A 23,599-nucleotide genomic window follows, 5' to 3' on the forward strand; every position below is an offset into this window, starting at 1 on the left:
CCCCCACCGGCCCCGCCGCCCCTGCCGACCCCGCCGCCCGCACAGGCCCCACAGGCCCCACAGGCCCCGCCGCCCCTGCCGCCCGCACAGGCCCCACAGGCCCTGCCAGCCCTGCCGACCTGACAGGCCCGGCCGACCCTGCCGGCCTCACAGGCCTCATCGGTCTCGGCACCGGCGCTACGGGCCTCACCGGCCCCGCAGGCCTCGCCGACCCCACAGGCTCCACCAGTCTCCTCGCCAGCCCTGCCAGCCCTGCCGACCTGACAGGCCCGGCCGACCCTGCCAGCCCCGCCGACCCCGCAGGCCCTGTTGGGCCCACAGGCCCTGCCAGCCCTACAGGCCCTGCCAGCCCCGCCGACCCCGCAGGCCCTGTTGGGCCCACAGGCCCTGCCAGCCCTACAGGCCCTGCCAGCCCCGCCGACCCCGCAGGCCCTGTTGGGCCCACAGGCCCTGCCAGCCCTACAGGCCCTGCCAGCCCCGCCGACCCCGCAGGCCCTGCTGGTCCTACAGGCCCTGCCAGCCCCGCCAGCCCCACAGGCCCTGCCAGCCCTGTCAGCCCCGCAGGCCCTGCCAGCCCTGTCAGCCCCGCAGGCCCTGCTGGTCCCACAGACCCTGCCAGCCCCATCAGCCCCATCAGCCCCATCGGCTCCGTCACTTCGCCGGGGGAAAGGTTCGGTTTCTGATGCGCGCACCCCGACCGTCCCGGCGTGACGACCGCCGGGCCGGTGGCCTCCGGTACTCCTCCGGCCCGGCCGACCTCCCCGGACCGTTATCCGGCCCCGGTCTCTCGCGTACGGTCTCGCCCGTGTCCGCCGACCCGACCGCGAAACCCTCGCTCGCCCGGGGTGCCGGGCAGCATGTGCTGATCCTGGCCGGTGAACCGGACACCGCCGAACTGCTCGCCACCACCCTGGAGTTGGCCGGCTACCGGATCGGCCTCACGGACACCGCCGCCAAGGTGCTGGCGCGGCTCGACACACACCGCTTCGATCTGCTGGTCGTCGACACCGCCCTGCCCGATCTGCCCGGCATCGCCCGCGCGGGCCGCCCGGTGATCGCCCACCGGCCGCCGGTCCTCTACCTCACCCCGTACGACTCCCTCGGCAGCCTGCTGCCCGAACTCGGCCTGGGGGAGAAGGACTACGTCACCAAGCCGTTCCGGGTGGCCGAGGTGCTGGCCCGGATGCAGGTCCTGCTGCGCGGCCCCGCCGCCCCCGGCCGGCCCGGCCACTCCCCGTGCTACGACGACCTCGTCCTGGACGACACCCTCTGCCGGGCCTGGCGCGGCCCCCGCGCCCTCGACCTCACCCCCGCCGAGTACCGCCTGCTCCGCCACCTCGTGCTCAACGCGCACCGGGTGCTCTCGAAGGAACAGATCGGCCGGTACGTCTGGGGCGACTTCCGCGGCGGCAACGCGATCGAGCAGCTCGTCTCCCGGCTGCGGCGCAAGGCGGACCGGGACGGGCCGCCGCTGATCCACACCCGTAGGGGTTTCGGCTACTGGCTCGGGAGGGCGGACGGCGAGGACTGACGGACCGTCGGGCAGGTGGGGGCGCCCTCACCGCACAAGGTGATCCAGGTCACGTCAGGTTTCTGTCAGGGAACTGACCGGAAGCCGTCGGCCCCCTCTGTTTGCCTGGGCCCATCGAGGACTCGACCCCCCTTCGCTCCCCCCACTGAGGAGAGCCATGGCCGACACCCTGACCGGTCCGGTGCCCGAAGCCCCGGACGCGGTCCCCGAGTTCCCGATGCCGAGGGCGGCCGGCTGTCCCTTCGACCCGCCGCCCGCCCTCCGGGAGCTCCAGGAGCGGGCGCCGCCGACCAGGGTGCGGCTCTGGGACGGCACCGAGCCCTGGCTCGTCACCCGGCACGCCGACCAGCGGGCGCTGCTGGGTGACCCCCGGGTCGGCGCGGACACCGACAGCCCCGGCTACCCGCCATCCCCGAGGGCCTGAGGGCAAACTCGGGAGCGGCCTGGGGCGAGAGCGTCCGCGTCCCGGCCTGAAGGTCGTGAGAAGTGGGGCCCCGGCAGGCGGTGCGAGCCTGCCGGGGCCCTTACGCTTGCCTCGGCGTCGTCCCCCGGGAGGGGATGTGGCTCACCGCACGCAGTAACTTACTTGAGTTACGCAACAAGATGGTAAAGTGGGTCGCATGTCCACCGAACCGCTCCCCCTGCCCGCCGTGGCCACCCCGGAAGTGATCGAGATCGAGCGCGCGCTCACCCGGATCACCTATCTGAGCACCCGTGCCCGCCAGCACGACCGGCTGATGGCGATGGCCGGCGTCCCCCTGGACCGGGCCGCCGTGGCGCTGCTGCGCCAGGTCGCCGACTCCGAGCCGCTGCGGCCGGGGGAGCTGGCCCAGCGCCTGGGCGTGGAGGCCTCCCATGTGACCCGCACGGTGCAGCAGCTCCAGAAGTCCGGCTATGTCACCCGGGTCCCCGACCCCGACGACGGCCGGGCCCAGCGGATCCAGCTCACCGACGCCGGCCGCGAGGCCATCGACCGGGTCCGGGACGCGGGCGCCCGCGGGATGCAGCTCGCCCTGTCCGGCTGGTCCCCCGACGAGCTGGGCCAGCTCGCCACGCTCTTCCACCGCATGGTCGACGACTTCCTCTCCTACGCCGTCGACGAGGACACCGAGCAGCCGGCCGTCAGCGCCTGACCCGCTCCCGGCCGGCCGCCACGACGCCGGCCCCGCCCGGCTCCCGCGGCCCGCGCGGCAGCAGCCGGGCCACCACCGGCGGGAGCAGCGGCGGGAGCAGCGGCGGGAGCAGCCCCGTGCGCAGGGTCGTGGCGTCCGCGAGCGCCCCTGGGACCGGAGCGGTGAGCCCGCCGACGCTCACCGTCAATCGGCGACGACCACCAGATCGTCTACGCCGGTTCCGGCGTCCTGGCCGTCACCACCGACGCCGGCACCTGGTTCGCGCCCGGTATCCGCGCCCCGTGGGGGCCGGCGGGCACCACGCACGCCCACCGGGCCCACGGCCCTCTCGACCTCCACCTGGTCGGACTCCCCGCCGAGGACAACCCGCCCGGCCTCGCCACCCCACCGTCCTGGCCGGCCGATGCGTCTGCCCGCCCCCGCCGACCCCGGCTCGCCGGGGTCCGCGCCCTCGTCTCCGCCGACCCGGCCGGCGGGCGCACCCTCGTCGCGCTCGGCGCCGCCACCGGCGCCGGGGAACGCATGCTCAGCCGTCTCCTCCGCCGCGAGTTCGGCATGACCTTCCCGCAGTGGCGCACCCGGTCCCGGCCGTACCACGCCCTGCGGCTGCTCGCCGACGGCACCCCCGTCACCACGGTCGCCCTGGGCGGCGGCTGGTCCTCCGTCGGCGCCTTCATCGACGTCCTCCGCCGGTCCTTCGGCCACCCCCCCCGGGCCGCTACGGCCGCGAGACCGGACCGGGGCGCCATCGGCACCGGCGGGCAACGGAGTTGGGGGCGCCCGCACGGACGTACCCCCGCCTCCGGGGCCTCGACTACCGTCCAGTAATGTCGGGCGCCAGGACTTCAGAGGAGGAACCTTGTCCCGGTCCGGACGCTCACCCCTGCTGCTGGCCGGCCTGCTGGCCACCGCGGGCGTGGCCCATTTCGCCGCCCCCCGCTCCTTCGACGCGACGATCCCGCGCGCCCTGCCGGGTTCGCCCAGGGCCTGGACGTACGGCAGCGGTGTCGCCGAGCTGGCGCTGGCGGCCGGACTGGCCCTGCCCCGGACCCGCAAGGCGGCCGCCCTGGCCAGCGCCGCGTTCTTCGTCGGCGTCTTCCCCGCCAACGTCAAGATGGCGCTGGACTGGCGCGACCGTCCCACCCCCCTCAAGGCCGCCGCGTTCGGTCGGCTGCCCCTGCAGGTGCCCCTCGTGCTGTGGGCCCGCAGCGTCGCGAACGGCACGGAAGGACGGTCATGACGAAGACGCTGGAGACCGGCGACAAGGTCGAGGACTTCTCGCTCCCGGACGAGACCGGCACGGTGCGCAGCCTCACGGAGCTGCTCGCCGACGGCCCCGTCGTCCTCTTCTTCTACCCGGCCGCCCTCAGCCCCGGCTGCACCGCCGAGGCCTGCCACTTCCGCGACCTCGCCGCCGAGTTCGCCGCCGTGGGCGCCCGGCCGATCGGCATCAGCGGGGACTCCGTCGACCGCCAGCAGGAGTTCGCTGGCCGCCACACCCTCGGTATGACCCTGCTGTCCGACAGCGACGGCGACGTGCGGGAACGGTTCGGGGTGAAGCGGGGTGTCTCCCTCATGCCCACCAAGCGGGCCACCTTCGTCATCGCCCAGGACCGCACCGTCCTGGAGGTCGTCCGCAGCGAACTGCGCATGAACACCCACGCCGACCGCGCCCTGGACGCCCTGCGCGCCCACCGCGCCTGACCGGCCCCCCGACGGAACCCCCCGCTCCACGACCGGCCCCGCGCGGTTGATGCACCCGGGCAAAGGGACCATTCTGGACGACATGGAGCATGTCGTCGCTGCGGCGGTCATCGATGCCCGGGGCATCGTGACGGGCTGGAGCGAGGGTGCCCGACTGCTGACGGGGCACCCGGCCGAGGAGGCCGTGGGGCGGGCGGCGACCGCACTGCTCGCCGAGGACCTCCCGGCCGCCGCCGGGGCCTGGAGCCGGCCGGTCGTCGTACGCCACCGCGACGGGCACCCCGTCACCCTCGCCGTCACCGTCTGCCCCCTGCTCGGCACCGGAGGGGAGGCCCTGGGCTGGACCCTCACCGCGGAACGCGCCGCCGCCCCGGAACCCACCCTCGCCGGGCGCGCCTTCCAGCAGGCGTCCATGTCGATGTCCGTCTTCGACCCGGGGCAGCGCTATCTGCGGCTGAACGAGGTCGCCTGCAAGGTGATGGGCGTCTCCGAGGACGCCCTGCTCGGCCGCCATTTCCCGGACACCGTGGAGGAGGCCGAGCACAGCAAGGGCTTCAACTGGCACCTGCGCCAGGTCGCCGAGACCGGCCGCCCGCTGCGCTACGAGAGCTACACCGGCGCCCCCTCCCTCAACCGGGAACACGCCTGGACCACCGAGATGTGGCCGGTGCGGGACGCCTCCGGCGAGGTCACCGGGGTCGCCCTGGCGGCCTTCGACAGCAGCGACCAGTACTGGGCCCGCCGTCGCCTCGCCATGCTGAACGAGGCCGCCGCCTCCATCGGCACCACCCTCGACGTCGTACGCACCGCCGAGGAGGTCGTCGAACTCCTCGTCCCCCACTTCGCCGACTTCGCCAGCGTCGACCTCCTCGACTGGGTCCTCGGCGCCGACGAGCCGCCGCCCGTGCCCGAGGGCGAGATCGTGCTGCGCCGGGTCGCCCACGGCTCCCACCGGGAGGGCACCCCCGAGGCCGCGGTCCGCCTCGGCGACACCGACAGCCATCCGCCGTTCAGCCCGCCCGCCCGCGCCCTGCGGGAGGGGCACGCGATCCGCAGCCAGGCCGGCGAGCCCGACTTCATGCGCTGGCTCACCGAGCGCAACACGCGCTCCCCCGAGGGGCTCCCCTACCGGCGCGGCGTGCACTCCATGATCTCGGTGCCGCTGCGCGCCCGCGGCACCACCCTCGGTGTCCTGGTCGGCATCCGGATCGCCCACCCCGAGGCCTACGAGGCCGACGACGCCGTCTTCGCCGAGGAGCTCGCCAGCCGGGCCGCCGTCTGTATCGACAACGCCCGCCGCTTCGCCCGTGAACGCACCACCGCGCTCGCCCTCCAGCACAGCCTCCTGCCACGCGGACTGCCCGGGCAGGCCGCCGTCGAGGTCGCCCACCGCTATCTGCCCAGCGGCTCCACGGCCGGCATCGGCGGCGACTGGTTCGATGTGATCCCGCTCTCCGGCAGCCGGGTCGCCCTGGTCGTCGGGGACGTCGTCGGGCACGGCATCGCGTCCTCGGCCACCATGGGCCGGCTCTGCATGGCCGTGCGCACCCTCGCCGACGTGGACCTGCCGCCCGACGAGCTGCTCACCCACCTCGACGACCTCGTCACCCACCTGGCGGGCTACCAGGAAGGCGGCGGCGACGTCGCGGAGCTGGGCGCCACCTGCCTGTACGCCGTCTACGACCCCGTCAGCCGACGCCTCGCCCTCGCCGCCGCCGGCCATCCCGCGCCGGCCCTGCTGCTGCCCGACGGCCGCGCTGAACTGGTCCGGATGACCCCCGGCCCCCCGCTCGGCGTCGGCGGGCTGCCCTTCGAGGCGGTCGAGCTGGAACTGCCCGAGGGCGCGGTCGTCGCCCTCTACACCGACGGCCTGATCGAGGGCCGCGACCGGGACGTCGACCGCGCCACCGGCGAACTGTGCAGCGCCCTCACCGCACCGGCCGCCACCCTCGACGCCCTGTGCGACTCCGTGCTCAAGGCGGTCCTGCCGGAGGAGCCCGGCGACGACGTGGCCCTGCTGCTGGCCCGCACCCGCGCCCTCGGCACCGACCAGGTCGCCGCCTGGGACGTGGAGCCCGACCCCGCCCGGGTCGCCGCCGCCCGGCAGGCCGCCACCGAGCAACTCGCCGCCTGGGGGCTGGAGGAGACCGCCTTCGTCACCGAACTCGTCGTCAGCGAACTGGTCACCAACGCCATCCGCTACGGCGAACCCCCGATCCGGCTCCGGCTGATCCGCGACCGCAGCCTCATCTGCGAGGTCTCCGACGGCAGTTCCACCTCACCGCACCTGCGCCGCGCCCACGCCTTCGACGAGGGCGGGCGCGGTCTGCTGCTGGTCGCCCAGCTCACCCAGCGCTGGGGCAGCCGGCAGACGGACCGGGGCAAGACGATCTGGGCGGAACAGAGCCTCGAACCGCAGTGATCACACCGGGGCGAAGCCCGGAACATTCCCGGCCAGGCCGGATCCCGGATGCCGCCGCCCGGCGCTCAGAACTCCTCGTGGGTCTCCGGATCGCCGCCCAGCCGCTCGTGGGCCCGGTCCGCGATCACACCCATCTGCGCCGGACCGAGGTCGAAGCCGAAGACGTCCAGGTTGGCGCCCTGACGCCCCGGGTCGGCGGACTTCGGGACGGGGACCGCGCCGAGCTGGACGTGCCAGCGCAGCACGACCTGGGCGGGGGTGACCCCGAGCGCCTCCGAGACCTGGACCACCGCGGGGTCCTGGAGCAGGGCCGAGCCCCGCCCCAGCGGGCTCCAGCTCTCGGTGACGATGCCCTTCGCCGCGTGGAAGGCCCGCAGCTCGTCCTGCGGGAAGAGGGGGTGCAGCTCGATCTGGTTCACCGACGGCAGGACGCCCGTCTCCTTCTCCAGGCGCTCGATGTGCTCGGGCGTGAAGTTCGAGACGCCGATCGAACGGACCAGCCCCTCCGCACGGAGCTTGATCATCGCCCGCCACGAGTCGACGTACCTGCCGACCCGGGGGAGCGGCCAGTGGATCAGATAGAGGTCGACGTGGTCGAGGCCGAGACGACGGCGGGACTCCTCGAAGGAGGCGAGCGTCTCCTCGTAGCCGTGATGGCGGCCCGGGAGCTTGGTGGTGACCACGAGTTCCTCGCGCGGGACTCCGCCTCGTGCCACCCCGCGCCCGACCCCGCTCTCGTTGCGGTAGTTCGTCGCCGTGTCGATCAGCCGGTAGCCCAGCCCGAGCGCACCGGCCACCGCCTCCTCCGCCTGCGCGTCGTCCATCGGCCAGGTACCCAGACCGAGGGCCGGGAGCTTCGTACCGTCGTTGAGCGTGTGCACCGGGATGTCGATCACCGTCTGCCCTTCCCCTGGAACGGGATGCGTCACTCCAGCCTCACGGATGAACAGGGCACGATCAACCGGACCGGGTCGCAGGCACTGTCGCCACGGCGGCGATTCGCTGTCACGATCTTCGGCGAGGGGTGTTCACGACGATCGGAGCGGGCATGACGACGGACTTCGACGGCCAGGCGACGGGCGCGGCCGGGGTCGAGGTGAAACCGGTCGCGGGGCACATCGGCGCCGAGATCGAGGGCGTGGACCTGGCCGCCGGCCTCGACGACGCCCAGGTCGCCGCGATCCGGGCGGCCGTGCTGCGCTGGAAGGTGGTGTTCTTCCGCGGACAGCACCTCGACCACGCCGGGCACGTGGCCTTCGCCCGGCGGTTCGGTGAGCCGGTCGTCCTGCGCAAACGCGGGAGCGCCTCGCCGGCGGACTTCCCGGAGATCGAGACCACCGCCGACCGGCTGGAGCTGGGCGGCAGGTTCGGCATGGAGCACGACGAATGGCTCCAGCGCCGGCGGCACACCCTGCTGCGCGGTTGGCACTGCGACCACGGCGCCCGGATCGACCCGCCGGCCGCCACGATCCTGCGCGCCGAGACGGTCCCGCCCTACGGCGGTGACACCACCTGGTCCAACCTGGCCGCCGCGTACGCCGGACTGTCCGCGCCCGTAAGGGAGTTCGTGGACGGGCTCAGGGCCGAGCACCGCCTCGGCGTCGGCTACCAGCCGCGGCCCGGCGAGGACGCCTACGTCCGCCATCTGCTCGGCCACCAGGTCGCCGCACTGCACCCGCTGGTCCGGGTCCACCCGGAGACCGGGGAGCGGATCCTGTACGTCAACGGCTACTACGTCGAGCAGATCGCCGACGTCTCCCGGGCCGAGAGCCGCGCCCTCCTCGACCTGCTGCTGGAACAGGCGGTACGCCCCGAGTACACCGTCCGCTTCCGCTGGGAGCCCGGCAGCGTGGCCCTCTGGGACAACCGGGCCACCATCCACCTCGCCCCCGGCGACAACGCCCACCTCGGCTTCCCCCGCACCATGCACCGTGTGATGCTCACCGGCGACATCCCGGTCGGGGTGGACGGCAAGCCCTCGGAGCCCATCACGGGCACCGAGCCGGGCCGCTGGTGAGGCTCACGGCCCGGGCTCGGCGCGGGCCACGAACGGACGCCCGTCCTGCGGGAGGAACACGAGGAACTCACGGGTGCCGTGGACCACGCGGGCCAGGCCCAGCGGCCCGTCCGCGCCCACCACGGCCTCGACGAGTGCGCCGCCCTCGACGATCCGCTCACGCCGCGCGTGCCGCCGTACCAGCTCCGCCGCCCGCCCGCTGACCCAGAGCCCGACCTGCGCTCCCTGCTTCAGGGCCGCCAGCAGTTCCGCACGCAGGGGTCCCGGCACCGCGCCCCGGACCCGGTGGCGCAGGAGATCCTGGAGCGTGGGTTCGGGATCTCCGAGCACCTGCGCCCGGCAGCCCGGGCAGGCCGTGTCCCGGGTCGGGTCGAACGGGCCGCGGTACACCGTGAGCCGGTCGCCGGGAATCCCGCACAGGGACGCGCCCTTCGACAGCCCGTGGCCGGTGCCCGGTACGTCGGTCTCCTCGCAGAGGGCGAAGAACGGCCGACGCCCGGGCCCGAGACGCCACCCGTCCCGTTCCGGGTCCCCCACGGCGGTCAGCCGGCCACCGCCGGCCGCCACCCGAGCGCCGGGCCCAGCTTCGTCGCCGTGTCGGTGAGGATCTGCACGTAGTCCTCGTGCTCGAAGGTGAAGGGCAGCGCGAAGGCGACCTCGTCGACCTCGCGGAACGCGGCGTGCGCGTGCAGCCGCTCGGCGATCTCCTCGGAGGTGCCGACCAGGTCCGGTGCGAACAGCAGCCGCGCCGGACCCTGCGGGGACCGGGTGCGGGGCAGCCGCTTCGCGGCGAACTCCTCGTACTTGGCGCGCTGTTCGGGCGAGGCGGAGTCGGTGGGGATGACCACGAGCCCCTGCGAGACGCGGGCGGCCTCGCCGTCGGGGTGCGCGGCACGGAAGGCGCGCACATGGGAGAGCTGGATCTCTGCGAAGTCCCGTGTGTCGTCCGGGCCTTCGGCCTTGACGACGCTGCTCGTGAGGAAGTTCATGCCGTGCTCCCCGGCCCACGCGGCCGAGCTCACGCTGCCGCCGCCGTACCACAGGCGCCGCCCGAGGCCGGGGGAGTGCGGCTGCACCCGGTCGGAGAACACCTCGAAGCCCTCCACCCCGCTGAAGTCGCTCGCGGACTTGCCCCGCACCAGGTCCAGCAGCCGCCGCACCCGCTCGTAGCCGAACTCCTCGGCGTCGGCCGTGTCCGGGTACAGGGCGTCCTTGACCTGGTCGTAGTGCATCGGCGGGCCGACGCTCACCCCCGGGTTCAGCCGGCCGCCCGACAGGACGTCGACCGTCGCCAGGTCCTCGGCCAGCCGCAGCGGGTTCTCCCAGCCCAGCGGGATCACCGCGGTGCCGAGTTCGATGCGGCGGGTGCGCTGCGAGGCGGCCGCCAGGACGGCGACGGGGGAGGAGATGCCGTACTGCAGATGGCGGTGGCGTACCCACGCGCTGTCGAAGCCGAGCCGCTCGCCCAGCTCGATGATCTCCAGCGTGGTCTCGTGTCCCTGGCGCGGGTCGTCCCCGTCGAACAGCCCGATGGTGAGGAATCCCAGCTTGCGCAACGGGCGTGAGGTGGGTGGCACGGGATCCTCCAGCTGTCGTACGGCGGTGCTGCCCCGATTGTGGCAGGCGAACATTGCGGGCGTGTGATCAGAGTGCGGCGGTGGCCCCCGGTCGGACCAGCGGGATGACCACCTCGTCCTCGACCGGGGGGTTCAGTTCCTGGGCGCGGTGGCCGGTGGCCGCGTGGCAGCGCAGGCGGATCGACTCCGGGGTGACGTCCAGGCGCAGGAAGCTCTTGAAGAAGGGCGGGCTGTACGTCGCGGAACTCGGCGAGAACAGCTGCGTGTAGATCTTGCGCACCGGGAGGCGGAGGCGCCGCCGGCGTTCCGGACGGCCGCCGGTGCCCAGCAGACCGGCGATCAGCCGGATCCGGCGGGTGACACGGACCTCCGGCCCCGGGGTGCGGGTGGCCGGGAATCCGAGCCGTTCGGCGACGACCGCCTGGGCCTCGGCCTCACTGAGGGCGAAGAGGCGCCGCAGCCGCAGCCGGCGGCCGTAGAGCCTGCTGTAGAAGGCGAGGGAGTCGCCGCGCAGCGGATAGCAGCGGAAGTCCCGCTCGCGGACCCCGGCGATCGAGACCCGGGGGATGGTGTGCGTGGCGTGCATGAAGGCCCCGCCGCCGCCCGACACGACGTACTGCAGGGTGCGGCCGTCCGCCAACGGCACTGGATAGCGCTGGTAGTTGTGGATGTCGCCGCCTATCGCGGCCACATAGCGGTGCTCCGGCGCGCGCACGATGTCGTCCACCGTCCCGCCGCCCTCGATGGGGCACGGGTGGTGCTCTCCGTCGACGTACAGCGGCGAGCCGGTGACGAGTATCTTCGGCCGGGGCCCCCGGGACACCTCGCGCAGCCACGCGCCCTGCGCGGCGTCCAGGGTGCCCAGCAGACCGGTGTCTATGCCGATGATCCGCACCGGCCCGGCGTCGATCGCCCAGTACGGCCCCGGCTGCACGGCCTGTTGGTCCGCCGCCGACCGCGACTTCCGTGCCTCGTCGAGGTGCCGGCCGTCGTGCGGGCGCGGCCGGTGCCACAGCAGGGAGCGCAGCCAGGCACCGGTGAGCGGGCGCGGCGCGGGCTCGGCGGGCAGCGGCGGGGCGTCGTCGCAGAAGACGCGCATGAACCCGCCGAGATCCTCGTACCAGTCGTGGTTCCCCGGTATCGCGTAGACGGGCGCGCGGTAGTCCCGGTACGGGCGGAAGAACTTGCTGCCGTAGTCGTCCGCGCTGCCGACCGGGTAGATGACGTCGCTGGCGAGGACGGTGAAGGCGGTGCCCTGACTCACCTTCAGAAAGCCCGGTACGACGGCGTACTGGGAGTCGTCGCCCTCGCCCGTGTCGCCGATGACCATGAACGAGAAGCGGTCCGGGTCGGAGCGCCGGATCACCTTGTCGGCGGGCGCCCCGGCCGCCGCACGCTGGGCCACCCACCGGTCCCGGGTGCGGCCCGTGGGGTCCCCGAACCAGGAGGCCAGCACCCCGTTGCGGGCGGCCCACAGCATCCGTGGATCGAGCCAGGAGATCTTCTCGGCCCGGCCGGGCATCAGCTCGCGGTAGGCGCCGGGTTCCGCCTCGCCCCAGCCGGCGCCCGCGGCGGTATCACGTGAGGAGTCAGACACGGGGTGCACCGTAGCAATCGGGCTGCTCCGGGTTCCCCTCCGGGGCGGAACCCGGCGCCGTGCGTCAAGTGCTGCACCGGGGACCGCAGTTCGACGTCGACCTCGCGCCCACCCCGCCGCGCAGCGCCCAGGGAGATCATCATCGGGGCGACGGAGCGGGAGGTGCTGGGGAAGAAGCGCTGGATCCGCCCGCGACAGGGCACCCCGGCAGCGGCGCTGGGCATCGCGGGGCTGCCGTGGAACGGCGACTTCTCCGACCGGGACGCCGACGGCCCCCTGCCCCTGCGGAACCCGGTGGTGGTCGCGCGCCCGGGGTGCCGTACGGGAGTCCGTCCAGTCCCGTGCGGCCTGCGCGCACCGCTCACCCACCGCTCCACGACCGGCTGACCTGCCGCTTCGGGGTCTCGGCCCGCTCGTTCGGGGCGGGCCGGTTCCACTCGCCGTCACCGAGCACCAGCAGCGGGTCGAACATCACCACCACACCCGCGAGGAGCAGGAACATCACCGGTCCGATCAGCATCGGCAGCAGCAGCGAGGTGGGGGAGTCGCCGGCCCAGGACGACGTCGTGCCGTGCACATGGACGCCGACCGCGGCCATCGCCGTGTAGTGCATCCCGGACACGGCGAGGCCCATCACCAGGCTGGCGCCGAGGCTCGTCAGGAAGCCGCGGACCGTGACGGCCGCCCACAGCGCGGCGGTGGCCGCGACGACCGCGATCAGCACCGAGAGGGCGACCAGGAGCGGGTCGTACACGAGGGCGCCGTTGAGCCGCATCGCCCCCATGCCCAGGTAGTGCATCGCGGCGACCCCGAGACCGGTGACGGCGCCCGCGAGGGGCAGCGCGCGGCGGCCCGCGTCCCGGCGGCCGACGAGGAACACGCCGACACCGACCACACCGATCGCGACCGCGAGACTGAGCAGGGTCAGCCGGACGTCGTAGCCGATCCGGGTCTCCTTCACCCGGAAGCCGATCATCGCGATGAAGTGCATCGTCCAGATGCCGCAGCCGATCGACGTGGCTCCCAGCGCCAGCCAGCCCGCCCTGAAGGAGTCCTTGTCCATCAGCGACCGCACGATGCAGCGCAGCCCCAGGGCCCCTCCCAGGCACGCCATCAGATAGGCCGCCACCGGTGTCACGATCCCGTACCGGAAGCCGTCAATCGTGCCTTCCATCGCCAACTGCCCCCAGAGTCGCAGATGTTCGTGGAGGATTGTCTACGTGTAAGAGTGGGGTGAGGGCAAGCGGTTCCCGCGTGTCGCGCGAGTGGACAGGGAACGCACAGTCCGCTCACAGACGCGCCGGGGGGTGACGGTGCGCGTCGGGCCCGGCACCGAGGGATAACCCTCGAAGCACCCGGGTCGGGCTGACATGTAACCGTCAAGCCTGCCATTCTCCCTCCCAACTACCGCAACCAGCGGCACGTCACCCCCACGCAGTTGCACGGTCCCGCACAACTCAGCTCGTCCCGGACAGCACACCCGTCTGCCCGGTCTGTCACCGGCCGTACCCCGCGGCCGCCGCAGTAGGAGAACGAGTGAGACCCAACCCCCGCAAGCGGACCGCGGTCGGAGCGGCCCTGCTCTCCACCGCCGCCCTTCTGGCCCTCGGCGTCCAGTCGGTCCCGGCAGCCGCGAAGCCCGCAGCCCCCCACCCCACCCCCCTGCGCAGCGGCGGCCTCGCCGCCGACGTCACGCCCGCCCAGCGCTCCGCGCTCATCAAGGGCGCCCAGGCGAAGACGGAGCAGACGACGGAGTCCCTGGGCCTGCCCGCCCAGACGAAGCTCATCGTCAAGGACGTCGTCAAGGACAACGACGGCACCGTGCACACGCGCTACGAGCGCACCTATGCCGGACTGCCCGTCCTCGGCGGTGACTTCGTCGTGCACACGCCCCCGGCCTCGCTGGCCGCCGGCACCGTGAGCACGACCTTCAACAACAACCGCCGCGCCATCTCGGTCAAGTCGACCAAGGCGACGTACAGCAAGGCCTCCGCCGAGACCAAGGCCCTGAAGCGGGCCGCGGCGCTCGACGCGACGGACCCCGCCACGCAGAGCGCCCGCAAGGTGATCTGGGCCGGCGAGGGCACGCCGAAGCTCGCCTGGGAGACGGTGGTCAGCGGTTTCCAGGACGACGGCACGCCGAGCCGGCTGCACGTCATCACCGACGCGCTGACCGGGGCGAAGCTCTCCGAGTTCCAGGACATCAAGACCGGTACCGGCAACAGCCAGTACAGCGGCACCGTCACCATCGGCACCACGCTGTCCGGGTCGACGTACCAGCTGTACGACACCACCCGCGGCGGCCACAAGACGTACAACCTCAACAACGCCACGTCGGGCACCGGCACCCTGATGACCGACACCGACGACACCTGGGGCACCGGCTCCGGCTCCAACACCCAGACCGCCGGTGTCGACGCCCACTTCGGCGCCCAGGTCACCTGGGACTTCTACAAGAACACCTTCGGGCGCAGCGGCATCAAGAACGACGGCGTCGCCGCCTACTCCCGCGTGCACTACAGCTCGTCGTACGTCAACGCCTTCTGGGACGACGACTGCTTCTGCATGACCTACGGCGACGGCTCCGGCGGCACGCACGCGCTGACCTCGCTGGACGTGGCCGGCCACGAGATGAGCCACGGTGTCACCTCCAACACCGCGGGCCTGAACTACTCCGGCGAGCCGGGTGGTCTGAACGAGGCCACCTCGGACATCTTCGGCACGGGTGTCGAGTTCTACGCGGCGAACTCCACCGACGTCGGTGACTACCTCATCGGCGAGAAGATCGACATCAACGGCGACGGCACCCCGCTGCGCTACATGGACGAGCCCGACAAGGACGGCAGCTCCGCCGACAGCTGGTACTCCGGCGTCGGCAACCTCGACGTCCACTACTCCTCGGGTCCGGCGAACCACATGTTCTACCTGCTGTCCGAGGGCAGCGGCAGCAAGACGATCAACGGCGTCACCTACAACAGCCCGACCTCCGACGGCGTCGCCGTCGCCGGTATCGGCCGGGCCGCGGCGCTCCAGATCTGGTACAAGGCGCTGACGACGTACATGACGTCCAGCACCAACTACGCGGGCGCCCGCACCGCCGCCCTGAACGCCGCCACGGCGCTCTACGGCTCCAGCTCCACCCAGTACGCGGGGGTCGGCAACGCCTTCGCCGGTATCAACGTCGGCAGCCACATCACGGTCCCGTCGACCGGCGTCACGGTCACCAACCCCGGCAGCCAGTCCACCACCGTCGGTACCGCGGTGAGCCTGCAGATCTCGGCCAGCAGCACCAACAGCGGCACGCTGACCTACGCCGCGAGCGGTCTGCCCACCGGCCTGTCGATCAGCTCGACCGGTCTGATCTCGGGTACGCCGACCACGGCCGGCTCCTACAGCACCACCGTCACGGTGACCGACTCCACCGGCGCCACCGGCACCGCGTCCTTCACCTGGACGGTCAGCTCCTCGGGCAGCGGCTCCTGCACCTCGGCCCAGCTGCTGGGCAACAACGGCTTCGAGTCCGGCAACACCACCTGGACGGCGTCCAGCGGTGTCATCACCAACTCGAGCAGCCAGGCGGCCCGTACCGGCTCCTACAAGGCGTGGCTCGACGGCTACGGCTCGACCCACACCGACACGCTGTCCCAGTCGGTGACGATCCCGAGCGGCTGCACCAACACCACGTTCACCTTCTACCTCCACATCGACACGGCCGAGACCACCACCAGCACCCAGTACGACAAGCTGACGGTCACCGCCGGTTCGACCACCCTGGCCACGTACTCGAACCTCAACGCGGCCTCCGGGTACGTCCAGAAGTCCTTCAGCCTCGGCTCCTACGCGGGCTCGACGGTGGCGCTGAAGTTCACCGGCGTCGAGGACTCCTCGCTCCAGACCAGCTTCGTCATCGACGACACCGCCGTGACGACCGGCTGATCCGCACCACCTGACCGACGTCCCGCACGCAGGCTCCCCCGCGTGCGGGACGTCGTCGCGTTCAGCTGAGCGGATCCAGCGTCAGATACGCCTGGCGCGGGGAGCCGTCGTGGACGAGGGACTCCTGCTGTCCCACGTCGTCGAAGGCGAACGCGTACGCCTTCCCGTCGGCCATCCGGGCGTGGATCGCGCGGGCGTAGTGGTTGGTCACCGCGTCCTGGTAGAAGTTCGCCGTGGTGGTGTCCGGCTGACTGGGGTCGACCAGGAGCGTCGACCGGTTGAATCCCGCGCACAGGGTGCGGGAGATCGGCCCGCGCACGGCGTCGTTGGGGGCGTCCAGCAGCTTGTGGCAGCCGAAGACACTGGCCGCGTCCGGCTTCTGGAAGCCGGCGACCACCGCGCCGGACGCGTCGGTGAAGTTCAGCACCCCGCCCGAGACCCGGCCGCGGTACGTGGTGCCGGGCTGGTCGGCGAACGGTGTCACCGTCAGTGTCGTGGTCGTGTACTTCTGCCAGACACGGTTGACGTAGTCGTCCAGGACGGTCGACGGAAGGGCCCCGGTCTCCACCCCGTACAGCGGTGAGAGAGCGCGCAGGACCGTGCCGTCGGAGCGGCTCTGGATCAGGTTCGCCCAGCCGCCGGGCTGACCGCGCAGGGCGGTGAAGACCCCGCTGTAGCCGCCCGCCTTGAGATGCCCGGTGCTGACGGTGCTGCCGTCGGCGCGCTGCACACCGACCGCGTACGGCGCGGAGAACATGTCGACCTGGGTGCTGTTCAGCCAGAGCCCGGAGTCGTTGAGCGTGTACTCGGACCAGTTGAACAGGATGTTCCGGTTGGCGTCGCCCGGGTTCTGCACGGCCGGTTGCACCAGTCCGCCGGCGGTCAGCCCGAACATGAGCTTCTGGCCGTACGAGAAGTAGATCCGGCCGGAGAACTTCGGGATCCGTACGGTGGTCGACCGCCCGGCCGCCGGGCCGGGGATCGAGGCGTCCGGCGCCGGGGTGGGCGGGTTGCCTCCGGCGGGCCAGGCGTGGAAGGCGCCGTTCGCGTCCGCCCAGCCCTGCTGACCGGTCGTCAGGAGGGTGCCCAGGTTGTAGACGTAGAGGGCCTCGCCGCGGCCCGAGTTGTTGGTGATCGTGAGCGGGATCGTGTCGGGGACGGCGGCCCCGGCCGGTGGTCCCAGGGTGAGCAGCGCGCCGACGAGCGCGACCGCCCCCAGCAGTGCCGTGGTGATCCTGGTGAGCACTCTCCACCTCCGTGCGGGGAGACCTGTGGGGTTGGTCCAGACCTCTTCTGAGAGCGCTCTCACCGTCGCACCGGGGTGTGCTCATGTCAACGGATCGGGTCGGGTGGGGGTGAAGAGAGGCGCCCGGGAGGCGTGCGGCCCCCGGGCGCCCCGCCGTCAGAAGGTCCGCTTCAGCAGGTCCAGCAGCGCCGCCCAGTGCCGCTCCGCCGCCTCCTCGTCGTACGACGCGGTGTCGGCCTGGGTGTAGCCGTGCTGCGCGCCCTCGTAGACCTCGCAGGTGTGCCGTACACCGGCCGCGGTCAGGGCGTCCTCCAGCCGCTGGATCTGCTCGGGCGGCAGGGAGTGGTCGTTGTCGGCGTGCCCGAAGTAGAGCTCGGCGGTGATCCGCCCGGCCCCCAGGTGCGGGCTGTCCGGGGCGTCGGTGGCGAGCCGTCCGCCGTGGAAGCCCGCCGCCGCCGCGACCCGCTCGGGGTGCGTGCCGGCGGTCAGCAGGGAGAGCCGGGCGCCCATGCAGTACCCGGTGAGCGCGACCGGGCCGTCCGCGACCAGCGGGCTCTCCTCCAGCCAGCGCAGATACGCGTCGGCGTCCCGCTCCGTGAGGTCGTTCGTCAGGGACTGCATGAGGGGCATCAGGCTGCCGAAGATCTCCGGCCGCGCGGCGGGGTCGATGAACTCCGGCATCTCCACCACCGGGGCGCGCCCGTGACGGTAGAACACGTTCGGCACCAGGACCGTGTAGCCGTGCGAGGCGAGCCGGTCGGCCATCGCCTTCAGATGCGGGCGCAGTCCGAACGCGTCCTGGTACAGCAGCACGCCCGGCCGGGGCGTCCCGTCGCCGGGATGGGCGAGGTAGGCGTCCGCGACGCCGTCCTCGGTGGGGATGTCCACGGCTGTTCCCTCTACGGAGGTCATGGGGGGTGCCTCTCTGCGCGGTTCACGGTGCGGCGGGACTCATCGTTGCACGCACCGCCCGCCTCCCGGCGAGGCCCCCCACCCGACCGCTGTTGCCGTTCCGTTATCGCTCGGTCCAGGCCCGGTCACAAGGCGACTGCACCCTCGTGGACCGTGATCATGCACGGCCTCCCCACCGCCCTTTCCGAGTTGAGACAGGTGATCAGCATGTCCGGGTCCCCCAGCAGAGGCTTACGCGTGGCGGCGGTGATCGCCATGGCCGTGGTCCTGGCCGCGACCGGCACACCGGTCATGAGCCAGACCTTCGCGACCTCCGCGGACGCGTCGACGGGTGCGAGGAGCGCACGAACGGTGACGCTGATCACCGGTGACAAGGTGTCGGTCGCCCCGGACGGTTCCGTCGCCGGGATCCAGCGGGCCAAGGGGCGTGAGAAGGCCTCGTTCCAGGTCCGCAGGATCGACGGACACACCTACGTCGTTCCCGGTGACGCGGCGGTGCCGACCGCCCGGGGCACGCTCGACCGGCGGCTGTTCGACGTGACGCAGTTGCTGGCGGACGGCTACGACGACAAGAACGGGTCCGACCTGCCGCTCATCGTCACCTACACCGGGGACGAGACGCCCGCCGCGAGCGCCTTCCGCCCCGCACGGGCCCGGGTGAGCAGGACCCTCGACGAGGTCAACGGCGTGGCGCTGCGCGCCGACCGGCGCGGGGGTGCCGCGTTCTGGGACACCTTCACCGACGGCGGCGGCCGCGGCGAGGGCACCGCGCGGCTGACCGGCTCACCCGCGGTGAAGAAGGTGGAGAAGGTCTGGCTGGACGGCAGGCGTGAGGTCAGCCTGGACCGGAGCGTGCCCCAGATCGGCGCGCCGACCGCCTGGGACGCCGGGTTCGACGGCACGGGCGTCAAGGTCGCCGTACTGGACACCGGTGTGGACCGGAACCACCCCGACCTGGCGGGTCAGGTGATCGCCCACCGGAACTTCTCCGAGCCCGGCTCCGAGGACAACGTCGACCGCAACGGCCACGGCACCCACGTGGCCTCCACCGTCGCCGGCACGGGCGCCGAGTCGCAGGGCAGGTACAGGGGCGTCGCGCCGGGCGCGCGCATCCTGGACGGCAAGATCCTCGACGACCGGGGTTACGGCTGGGACTCCGACATCATCGCGGGCATGGAGTGGGCGGTCGCCGAAGGCGCCGATGTCGTCAGCATGAGCCTGGGCGGCACCGACACCATGGGCATCGACCCCCTGGAGGAGACGGTGAACCGTCTCTCCGCCACGTCGGACACCCTGTTCGTCATCGCCGCGGGCAACGAGGGCAACGACGGCGAGAGCACCGTCGGGTCGCCCGGCAGCGCCGAGTCCGCGCTGACGGTCGGCGCGGTGGACAAGGACGACCAGCTCGCCGACTTCTCCAGCCGCGGCCCGCGCGTGGGCGACGGCGGGGTCAAGCCGGACCTGACCGCGCCGGGGGTCGACATCACGGCCGCGGCCTCCACCGCGAGCCAACTGGAGGACTGGTACCCCTCGGGGACGCCCGGCTACGCCACGCTGAGCGGCACCTCGATGGCCACCCCGCATGTCGCGGGCGCCGCCGCCCTCCTGGCGCAGGAGCACCCGGACTGGACCGGTGAGCGGATCAAGGCGGCGCTGACCGGCTCCACGAAGCCGGGCCCCTACAGCGCGTACCAGCAGGGCACCGGACGCACCGACGTGGCGCGGGCGATCGGGCAGACCGTCGTCGCCGAGAGCGGCCCGATCAGCTTCGGCCGGCCCGCGTGGCCGCACACCGACGACCAGCCGGTGACCAAGGAGATCACCTACCGCAACCTCGGCACCGAGCCGGTCGTCCTGGATCTGGCCATGGAGGCGCTCGGGGTGGACGGCAAGCCCAGCCCCGAGGGCATGTTCGACCTCTCGACGCGGCAGGTGACCGTCCCCGCCGGCGGTACGGCGGGTGTCACGGTGACCGCCGACACCCGTGTCGGCGGCGACACCTACGGTTCCTACGGCGGCTCGGTGACCGCCGCCTCGGCCGACGGCCGGACCTCGGTGCGCACCGCCTTCGGCGTGGAGCGCGAGGCCGAGTCGTACAACCTGACCGTCAGGCAGCTCGACGACCAGGGCAAGCCGTCCGGCAACGGCCACACGACGATCGACGGCCGGGACCGCGCCTACACCGCCGACCTCGCCGACCGGGACGGTGAGCTCACCGTGCGCCTGCCCAAGGGCAGCTACGCCCTCACCGGGGTTCTCGGCGGGGGTGACGAGTCCGCCGCGAACGCGTACTTCCTGGCTCCCGCCGTGGAGCTGGACAAGGACACCACGATCGTCATGGACGCCCGCGAGGCCGAGTCCGCGCGGATCACGCTGCCCGACGCCGAGGCGCGGAACACCCACGCCCAGCTCCTCCCGGGGTACACGAGCACGGACGGGAAGCCTCTCGACACCGTGTCCGTCTTCGCCTTCCCCGACTTCCAGGGCTTCAAGGTCGACCAGATCGGCGAGGAGACGCCGAAGGACGTGGCGTACGCCCAGTACAGCGGCTTCTGGACGCGCGACGACGCCGACGGGCGCGCCGTGAACTACCGCATGGCGTGGAACCGTACGGGTGCGCTCGGTGCCTTCACCGCCGACGTCCGGCGCGAGGACCTCGCCAGGATCGACATGACCTTCGGCGCGCCCCTCCAGGACACCGGGGTGGTCTTCGCGATGCCCTACTCGCCCGACGAGCGGATCGCGGCCGACTTCAGCACCCCCGTCTGGCGGGACCTGCCGCTGCGGACCACCGAGTACGTCCTCGGCAACGGCGTGAAGTGGGCGTACGCCGCGGAACAGTGGAATGCGCTGTCCTCGCTCCAGGGGCAGTTCAGGGCGTACGAGCCGGGCAGGAGCTACACCAAGAGGCTCAACATCGGTGTCTTCGGTCCGTCCCTGCCCCCGGCCCAGGGTGAACCGGTGGACCTGTATCCCGGGCTGGCGCGGCGCGGGAACACGATCAAGGCGGTCCTGCCCCTGTTCGGCGACGGCGAGGGGAACGTGGGCTCCAGCATGTACACGCTGGACGCGTCGCTCCGCGCCGACGGCGAGGAGATCCCCGCCGACGGCGATCCGCTGTACCGGGCCGGCTACACCGTCCCCGCGGGGGACCACCGGTACGAGCTGAGCCTCGACGCGGCCCGGGACCCCGAGCTGTACCCCGTCAGCACCCGGGTGCGGGCGCGGTGGACGTTCCGCTCGGCGGAGGTGGCCGAGGACAGCTGGACGCGGCTGCCGCTGTCCGTGGTCCGGTTCTCCCCCGAGCTGTCACCCACCAGCACCGCCAGGGCGGGCGAGAGGTTCGACGTGCCGTTCACCGTGGAGGGCGCGGCCGGCGGGCGGACCGTCAAGAAGCTGACGTTCGAGGTGTCGTACGACGAGGGCGGGACCTGGACGCCGGCGCGGACCGTGCACGGCAACCGTCTCTCGCTCGAGCACCCGGCGGAGCCGGGCTCCGTCTCCCTGCGGGCCAGGCTGACCGACCGTGACGGCACCACCCTGGTCCAGACGGTGGACCGGGCCTACCTCACGGTCCGGTAGGGCGGACGACCGCACGGCGTGTCCGGGACCGTTCCCCGTCCCGGACACGCCGTCCGCGTCGTCGGCCGCGGGCTCACTCGAACCGCGTGGTGTCCCCGGCCCCGTGCCGCACGATCACCGCCTCGCCCTCGGAGAAGTCGATGACCGTGGTCGGCTCGGTGCCGCAGTCCCCGGAGTCGACCACCCCGTCCACCACATGGTCGAGCTGGTCCTTGATCTCCCAGCCCTGGGTCATCGGCTCCTCCTCGCCGGGCAGCAGCAGTGTGCTCGACAGCAGGGGCTCGCCCAGCTCGGTGAGCAGTGCCTGGGTGACGACGTGGTCGGGGATGCGTACGCCCACGGTCTTCTTCTTGGGGTGCTGGAGCATGCGCGGCACCTCCCTCGTCGCCGGGAGGATGAAGGTGTAGCTGCCCGGCGTCGTCGCCTTGATCGCCCGGAACACGTCGTTGTCCACCCGCACGAACTGCCCGAGCTGGGCGAAGTCCTGGCAGACGAGCGTGAAGTGGTGCCGGTCGTCCAGTTTGCGGATGGCCCGGATCCGGTCGATGCCGTCCTTGCTGCCCAGCCGGCAGCCCAGCGCGTAGCAGGAGTCCGTCGGGTACGCGATCAGCGCGTCCTCCCGGATGGCCTGCGCGACCTGTGCGATGGTGCGCGGCTGGGGGTTGTCGGGGTGCACGTCGTAGTACTTGGCCATTGGCCGAGCTTATTCCGTGGGCCGGCCGAGCAGCTGCACCCAGCTGTCCGTGAGGAGGCCCAGCGCGGTCTCCGGCTCGCTCTGCCAGCCGTGCCGCATCCAGTGCCGGGCCAGCCGGTCGAGCTGGGCGAGCGCGAGGAAGCCGCGCATGCGCCGGGAGCCCGGATCGAACCGGGCGGCCCCGTCGAGGGCGGCCCGGACGTCCGCGACCAGCCCCTCGAACCGGCCTTCGACCAGCTCGCGCACCTCCGCGTCCACGGCCGCCGCCTCCTCCGCGGCCAGCACGTACGGCCGGATCCCGGGCCAGCGCTCCGCCGTGGCGGCGAGCCAGGCGCCGATGCCGTCCCGCCCGCCCTCGCGGACGACGCCGACCAGAGCCTCGGTGTCCTCGGCGGTCAGCTCCGCCAGCTCGGCGCAGAGCGCCGTCATCAGGGCCGTGCGGGAGGGGAAGTACGCGTAGAAGGTCACCCGGGTGGTGCCCGCGGCCCTCGCGATGTCGTCGACGGTCGTCCCCGCGTAGCCGTGCTTCCCGAACAGCTCCAGGGCCGTCGACAGCAGCAGCCGACGGGTCATCTGCTTCTGAGCGGCACGCAGACGGGCCACGGTCCCATCGTACGCGGCGGACGGCCCGGGCCGGCGCTACCACACCTCCGTTGACATACATATGACGGGATACTTATTCTCCCCCCATGTCCGACGCCAGCGCAGCCTCCGGGGGCATCGACCGTGTGGCTTCAGGGCTCGCGGCCTGCCTCCCGGCGCTGCACCGGACGCTGGAGCGCCGTGTCGCGTCCATCTACCCGCACCCCAAGCCCCCCGAGGGGCAGCTTCTGCTGCTGAAGTTCGTCGCCCAGCAGGAAGGCGCCACCGTGCGCGAGGCCGCCGAGGCCCTGCTGATGAAGCCCAACAACGTCAGCGCCCTCGTCTCCCAGCTCACCGGGGCCGGTGAGCTGGAGCGCCGGCCGGACAGCGCCGACAAGCGGGTCGCCCATCTGTATCTGACGGCGACCTCGCGCACCCGGCTCGCCGAGGTCCGCGACCTCGAGACGGCCTGTCTCGCCGAGGCCCTGCCGGCCCTCACCGACGACGAGCTGGACGCCCTCGGCTCCGCGCTGGGCGCGCTCACCTCACTCACCCGGCACCTGCACTCCGCCGCGCACTGAGCGCCGCCTTCGCGCGGGTCTTCCATGAACGGCGTGCACACGGCCGTCACGGTCACCGGCCTGCTCTGCGTCGCGGGAGCCCTCC

At 72.7% G+C, this 23,599-nt stretch carries 20 protein-coding genes and 2 pseudogenes; 12 read left to right on the forward strand and 10 right to left on the reverse strand.

Annotated elements, in window-relative coordinates; translation table 11 throughout:
* The first annotated feature begins 805 nt into the window (after nucleotides 1-805).
* The 3 genes and pseudogenes from AQJ64_RS37715 to AQJ64_RS37725 all read left to right on the forward strand — a co-directional run bounded on the left by AQJ64_RS37715 (nucleotide 806) and on the right by AQJ64_RS37725 (nucleotide 2,664).
* Nucleotides 806-1,531: a response regulator transcription factor gene (locus AQJ64_RS37715; RefSeq protein ID WP_055638511.1), complete on the forward strand. Its 726-nt coding sequence runs from the start codon at nucleotides 806-808 to the stop codon at nucleotides 1,529-1,531.
* A gap of 157 nt (nucleotides 1,532-1,688) precedes the next feature.
* Nucleotides 1,689-1,937, forward strand: a pseudogene (locus tag AQJ64_RS37720) (cytochrome P450); the annotation flags it as partial.
* 214 nt (nucleotides 1,938-2,151) lie between these two features.
* Complete coding sequence (locus AQJ64_RS37725; protein WP_055638509.1) at nucleotides 2,152-2,664, forward strand: MarR family winged helix-turn-helix transcriptional regulator; 513 nt, start codon at nucleotides 2,152-2,154, stop codon at nucleotides 2,662-2,664.
* Here the strand turns inward: AQJ64_RS37725 and AQJ64_RS37730 are convergent.
* A complete protein-coding gene (locus tag AQJ64_RS37730) occupies nucleotides 2,654-2,851 on the reverse strand; it encodes a hypothetical protein (RefSeq protein ID WP_055638508.1) in 198 nt (65 codons plus the stop codon). The genes AQJ64_RS37725 and AQJ64_RS37730 overlap by 11 nt on opposite strands.
* A 5-nt stretch (nucleotides 2,852-2,856) precedes the next feature.
* Here AQJ64_RS37730 and AQJ64_RS47020 point away from each other — a divergent pair.
* From AQJ64_RS47020 to AQJ64_RS37750, 4 genes and pseudogenes are all read left to right on the forward strand, one after another.
* Nucleotides 2,857-3,492, forward strand: a pseudogene (locus tag AQJ64_RS47020) (AraC family transcriptional regulator); the annotation flags it as partial.
* Between the two features lie 31 nt (nucleotides 3,493-3,523).
* Entirely contained in the window at nucleotides 3,524-3,904 is a 381-nt protein-coding gene (locus tag AQJ64_RS37740; protein ID WP_055632642.1) for a DoxX family protein, read from the forward strand.
* Nucleotides 3,901-4,368 (forward strand): peroxiredoxin, encoded by a 468-nt coding sequence (locus tag AQJ64_RS37745; protein WP_055632641.1) that lies wholly within the window; start codon nucleotides 3,901-3,903, stop codon nucleotides 4,366-4,368. The genes AQJ64_RS37740 and AQJ64_RS37745 overlap by 4 nt, the downstream gene beginning before the upstream one ends.
* 82 nt (nucleotides 4,369-4,450) lie before the next feature.
* Nucleotides 4,451-6,790, forward strand: coding sequence for a SpoIIE family protein phosphatase (locus AQJ64_RS37750; RefSeq protein ID WP_055632645.1), 2,340 nt, complete (start codon nucleotides 4,451-4,453; stop codon nucleotides 6,788-6,790).
* A gap of 65 nt (nucleotides 6,791-6,855) precedes the next feature.
* Here AQJ64_RS37750 and AQJ64_RS37755 read toward each other — a convergent pair whose 3' ends face one another.
* Nucleotides 6,856-7,686, reverse strand: coding sequence for an aldo/keto reductase (locus AQJ64_RS37755; protein ID WP_055632640.1), 831 nt, complete (start codon nucleotides 7,684-7,686; stop codon nucleotides 6,856-6,858).
* A gap of 152 nt (nucleotides 7,687-7,838) precedes the next feature.
* On the opposite strand from AQJ64_RS37755, the gene AQJ64_RS37760 reads away from it, so the two are divergent.
* Nucleotides 7,839-8,807 carry a TauD/TfdA dioxygenase family protein gene (locus AQJ64_RS37760; RefSeq protein ID WP_055632644.1) on the forward strand — a complete coding sequence of 323 codons (969 nt, stop codon included), beginning with the start codon at nucleotides 7,839-7,841 and terminating at the stop codon, nucleotides 8,805-8,807.
* A 3-nt stretch (nucleotides 8,808-8,810) separates the two neighbouring features.
* On the opposite strand, the gene AQJ64_RS37765 is transcribed toward AQJ64_RS37760, so the two are convergent.
* From AQJ64_RS37765 to AQJ64_RS37775, 3 genes are all read right to left on the reverse strand, one after another.
* Nucleotides 8,811-9,344: a hypothetical protein gene (locus AQJ64_RS37765; RefSeq protein WP_157880866.1), complete on the reverse strand. Its 534-nt coding sequence runs from the start codon at nucleotides 9,342-9,344 to the stop codon at nucleotides 8,811-8,813.
* A gap of 5 nt (nucleotides 9,345-9,349) precedes the next feature.
* Nucleotides 9,350-10,384, reverse strand: coding sequence for an LLM class flavin-dependent oxidoreductase (locus AQJ64_RS37770; protein WP_055632643.1), 1,035 nt, complete (start codon nucleotides 10,382-10,384; stop codon nucleotides 9,350-9,352).
* 67 nt (nucleotides 10,385-10,451) lie between these two features.
* Complete coding sequence (locus tag AQJ64_RS37775) at nucleotides 10,452-11,981, reverse strand: metallophosphoesterase family protein (protein WP_055632638.1); 1,530 nt, start codon at nucleotides 11,979-11,981, stop codon at nucleotides 10,452-10,454.
* A gap of 162 nt (nucleotides 11,982-12,143) precedes the next feature.
* Here AQJ64_RS37775 and AQJ64_RS51405 point away from each other — a divergent pair, with 162 nt between their 5' ends.
* On the forward strand, nucleotides 12,144-12,368 hold the full coding sequence (locus AQJ64_RS51405; protein ID WP_055632637.1) for a hypothetical protein: 225 nt from the start codon (nucleotides 12,144-12,146) through the stop codon (nucleotides 12,366-12,368).
* Here AQJ64_RS51405 and AQJ64_RS37785 read toward each other — a convergent pair.
* Nucleotides 12,343-13,155 carry an MHYT domain-containing protein gene (locus AQJ64_RS37785; RefSeq protein WP_055632636.1) on the reverse strand — a complete coding sequence of 271 codons (813 nt, stop codon included), beginning with the start codon at nucleotides 13,153-13,155 and terminating at the stop codon, nucleotides 12,343-12,345. The genes AQJ64_RS51405 and AQJ64_RS37785 overlap by 26 nt on opposite strands.
* A 362-nt stretch (nucleotides 13,156-13,517) precedes the next feature.
* Here AQJ64_RS37785 and AQJ64_RS37790 point away from each other — a divergent pair, with 362 nt between their 5' ends.
* Nucleotides 13,518-15,917 (forward strand): M4 family metallopeptidase, encoded by a 2,400-nt coding sequence (locus tag AQJ64_RS37790; protein ID WP_059203369.1) that lies wholly within the window; start codon nucleotides 13,518-13,520, stop codon nucleotides 15,915-15,917.
* A gap of 61 nt (nucleotides 15,918-15,978) precedes the next feature.
* Here AQJ64_RS37790 and AQJ64_RS37795 read toward each other — a convergent pair whose 3' ends face one another.
* Together AQJ64_RS37795 and AQJ64_RS37800 are read right to left on the reverse strand one after the other, a co-directional pair.
* The gene (locus tag AQJ64_RS37795) at nucleotides 15,979-17,163 is read right to left on the reverse strand and encodes a glycoside hydrolase family 64 protein (RefSeq protein ID WP_055633307.1); all 1,185 of its coding nucleotides are present in this window, start codon (nucleotides 17,161-17,163) and stop codon (nucleotides 15,979-15,981) included.
* A 156-nt stretch (nucleotides 17,164-17,319) separates the two neighbouring features.
* Nucleotides 17,320-18,075 carry a dienelactone hydrolase family protein gene (locus AQJ64_RS37800; protein WP_055633306.1) on the reverse strand — a complete coding sequence of 252 codons (756 nt, stop codon included), beginning with the start codon at nucleotides 18,073-18,075 and terminating at the stop codon, nucleotides 17,320-17,322.
* Nucleotides 18,076-18,282: 207 nt separating this feature from the next.
* Here AQJ64_RS37800 and AQJ64_RS37805 point away from each other — a divergent pair, with 207 nt between their 5' ends.
* The gene (locus AQJ64_RS37805) at nucleotides 18,283-21,657 is read left to right on the forward strand and encodes a S8 family serine peptidase (protein WP_079062188.1); all 3,375 of its coding nucleotides are present in this window, start codon (nucleotides 18,283-18,285) and stop codon (nucleotides 21,655-21,657) included.
* 73 nt (nucleotides 21,658-21,730) lie between these two features.
* Here the strand turns inward: AQJ64_RS37805 and AQJ64_RS37810 are convergent, their stop codons facing one another.
* Together AQJ64_RS37810 and AQJ64_RS37815 are read right to left on the reverse strand one after the other, a co-directional pair.
* Nucleotides 21,731-22,351, reverse strand: a complete 621-nt coding sequence (locus tag AQJ64_RS37810) for an L-threonylcarbamoyladenylate synthase (RefSeq protein ID WP_055633305.1) — start codon at nucleotides 22,349-22,351, stop codon at nucleotides 21,731-21,733.
* A gap of 9 nt (nucleotides 22,352-22,360) precedes the next feature.
* The gene (locus tag AQJ64_RS37815) at nucleotides 22,361-22,954 is read right to left on the reverse strand and encodes a TetR/AcrR family transcriptional regulator (protein ID WP_055633304.1); all 594 of its coding nucleotides are present in this window, start codon (nucleotides 22,952-22,954) and stop codon (nucleotides 22,361-22,363) included.
* An 86-nt stretch (nucleotides 22,955-23,040) separates the two neighbouring features.
* Between AQJ64_RS37815 and AQJ64_RS37820 the strand changes: the two genes are divergently transcribed.
* Nucleotides 23,041-23,514 carry a MarR family winged helix-turn-helix transcriptional regulator gene (locus AQJ64_RS37820; RefSeq protein WP_055633303.1) on the forward strand — a complete coding sequence of 158 codons (474 nt, stop codon included), beginning with the start codon at nucleotides 23,041-23,043 and terminating at the stop codon, nucleotides 23,512-23,514.
* Nucleotides 23,515-23,599 lie beyond the last annotated feature (85 nt).

This window comes from Streptomyces griseoruber, from assembly GCF_001514205.1.
Lineage (GTDB): Bacteria > Actinomycetota > Actinomycetes > Streptomycetales > Streptomycetaceae > Streptomyces > Streptomyces griseoruber.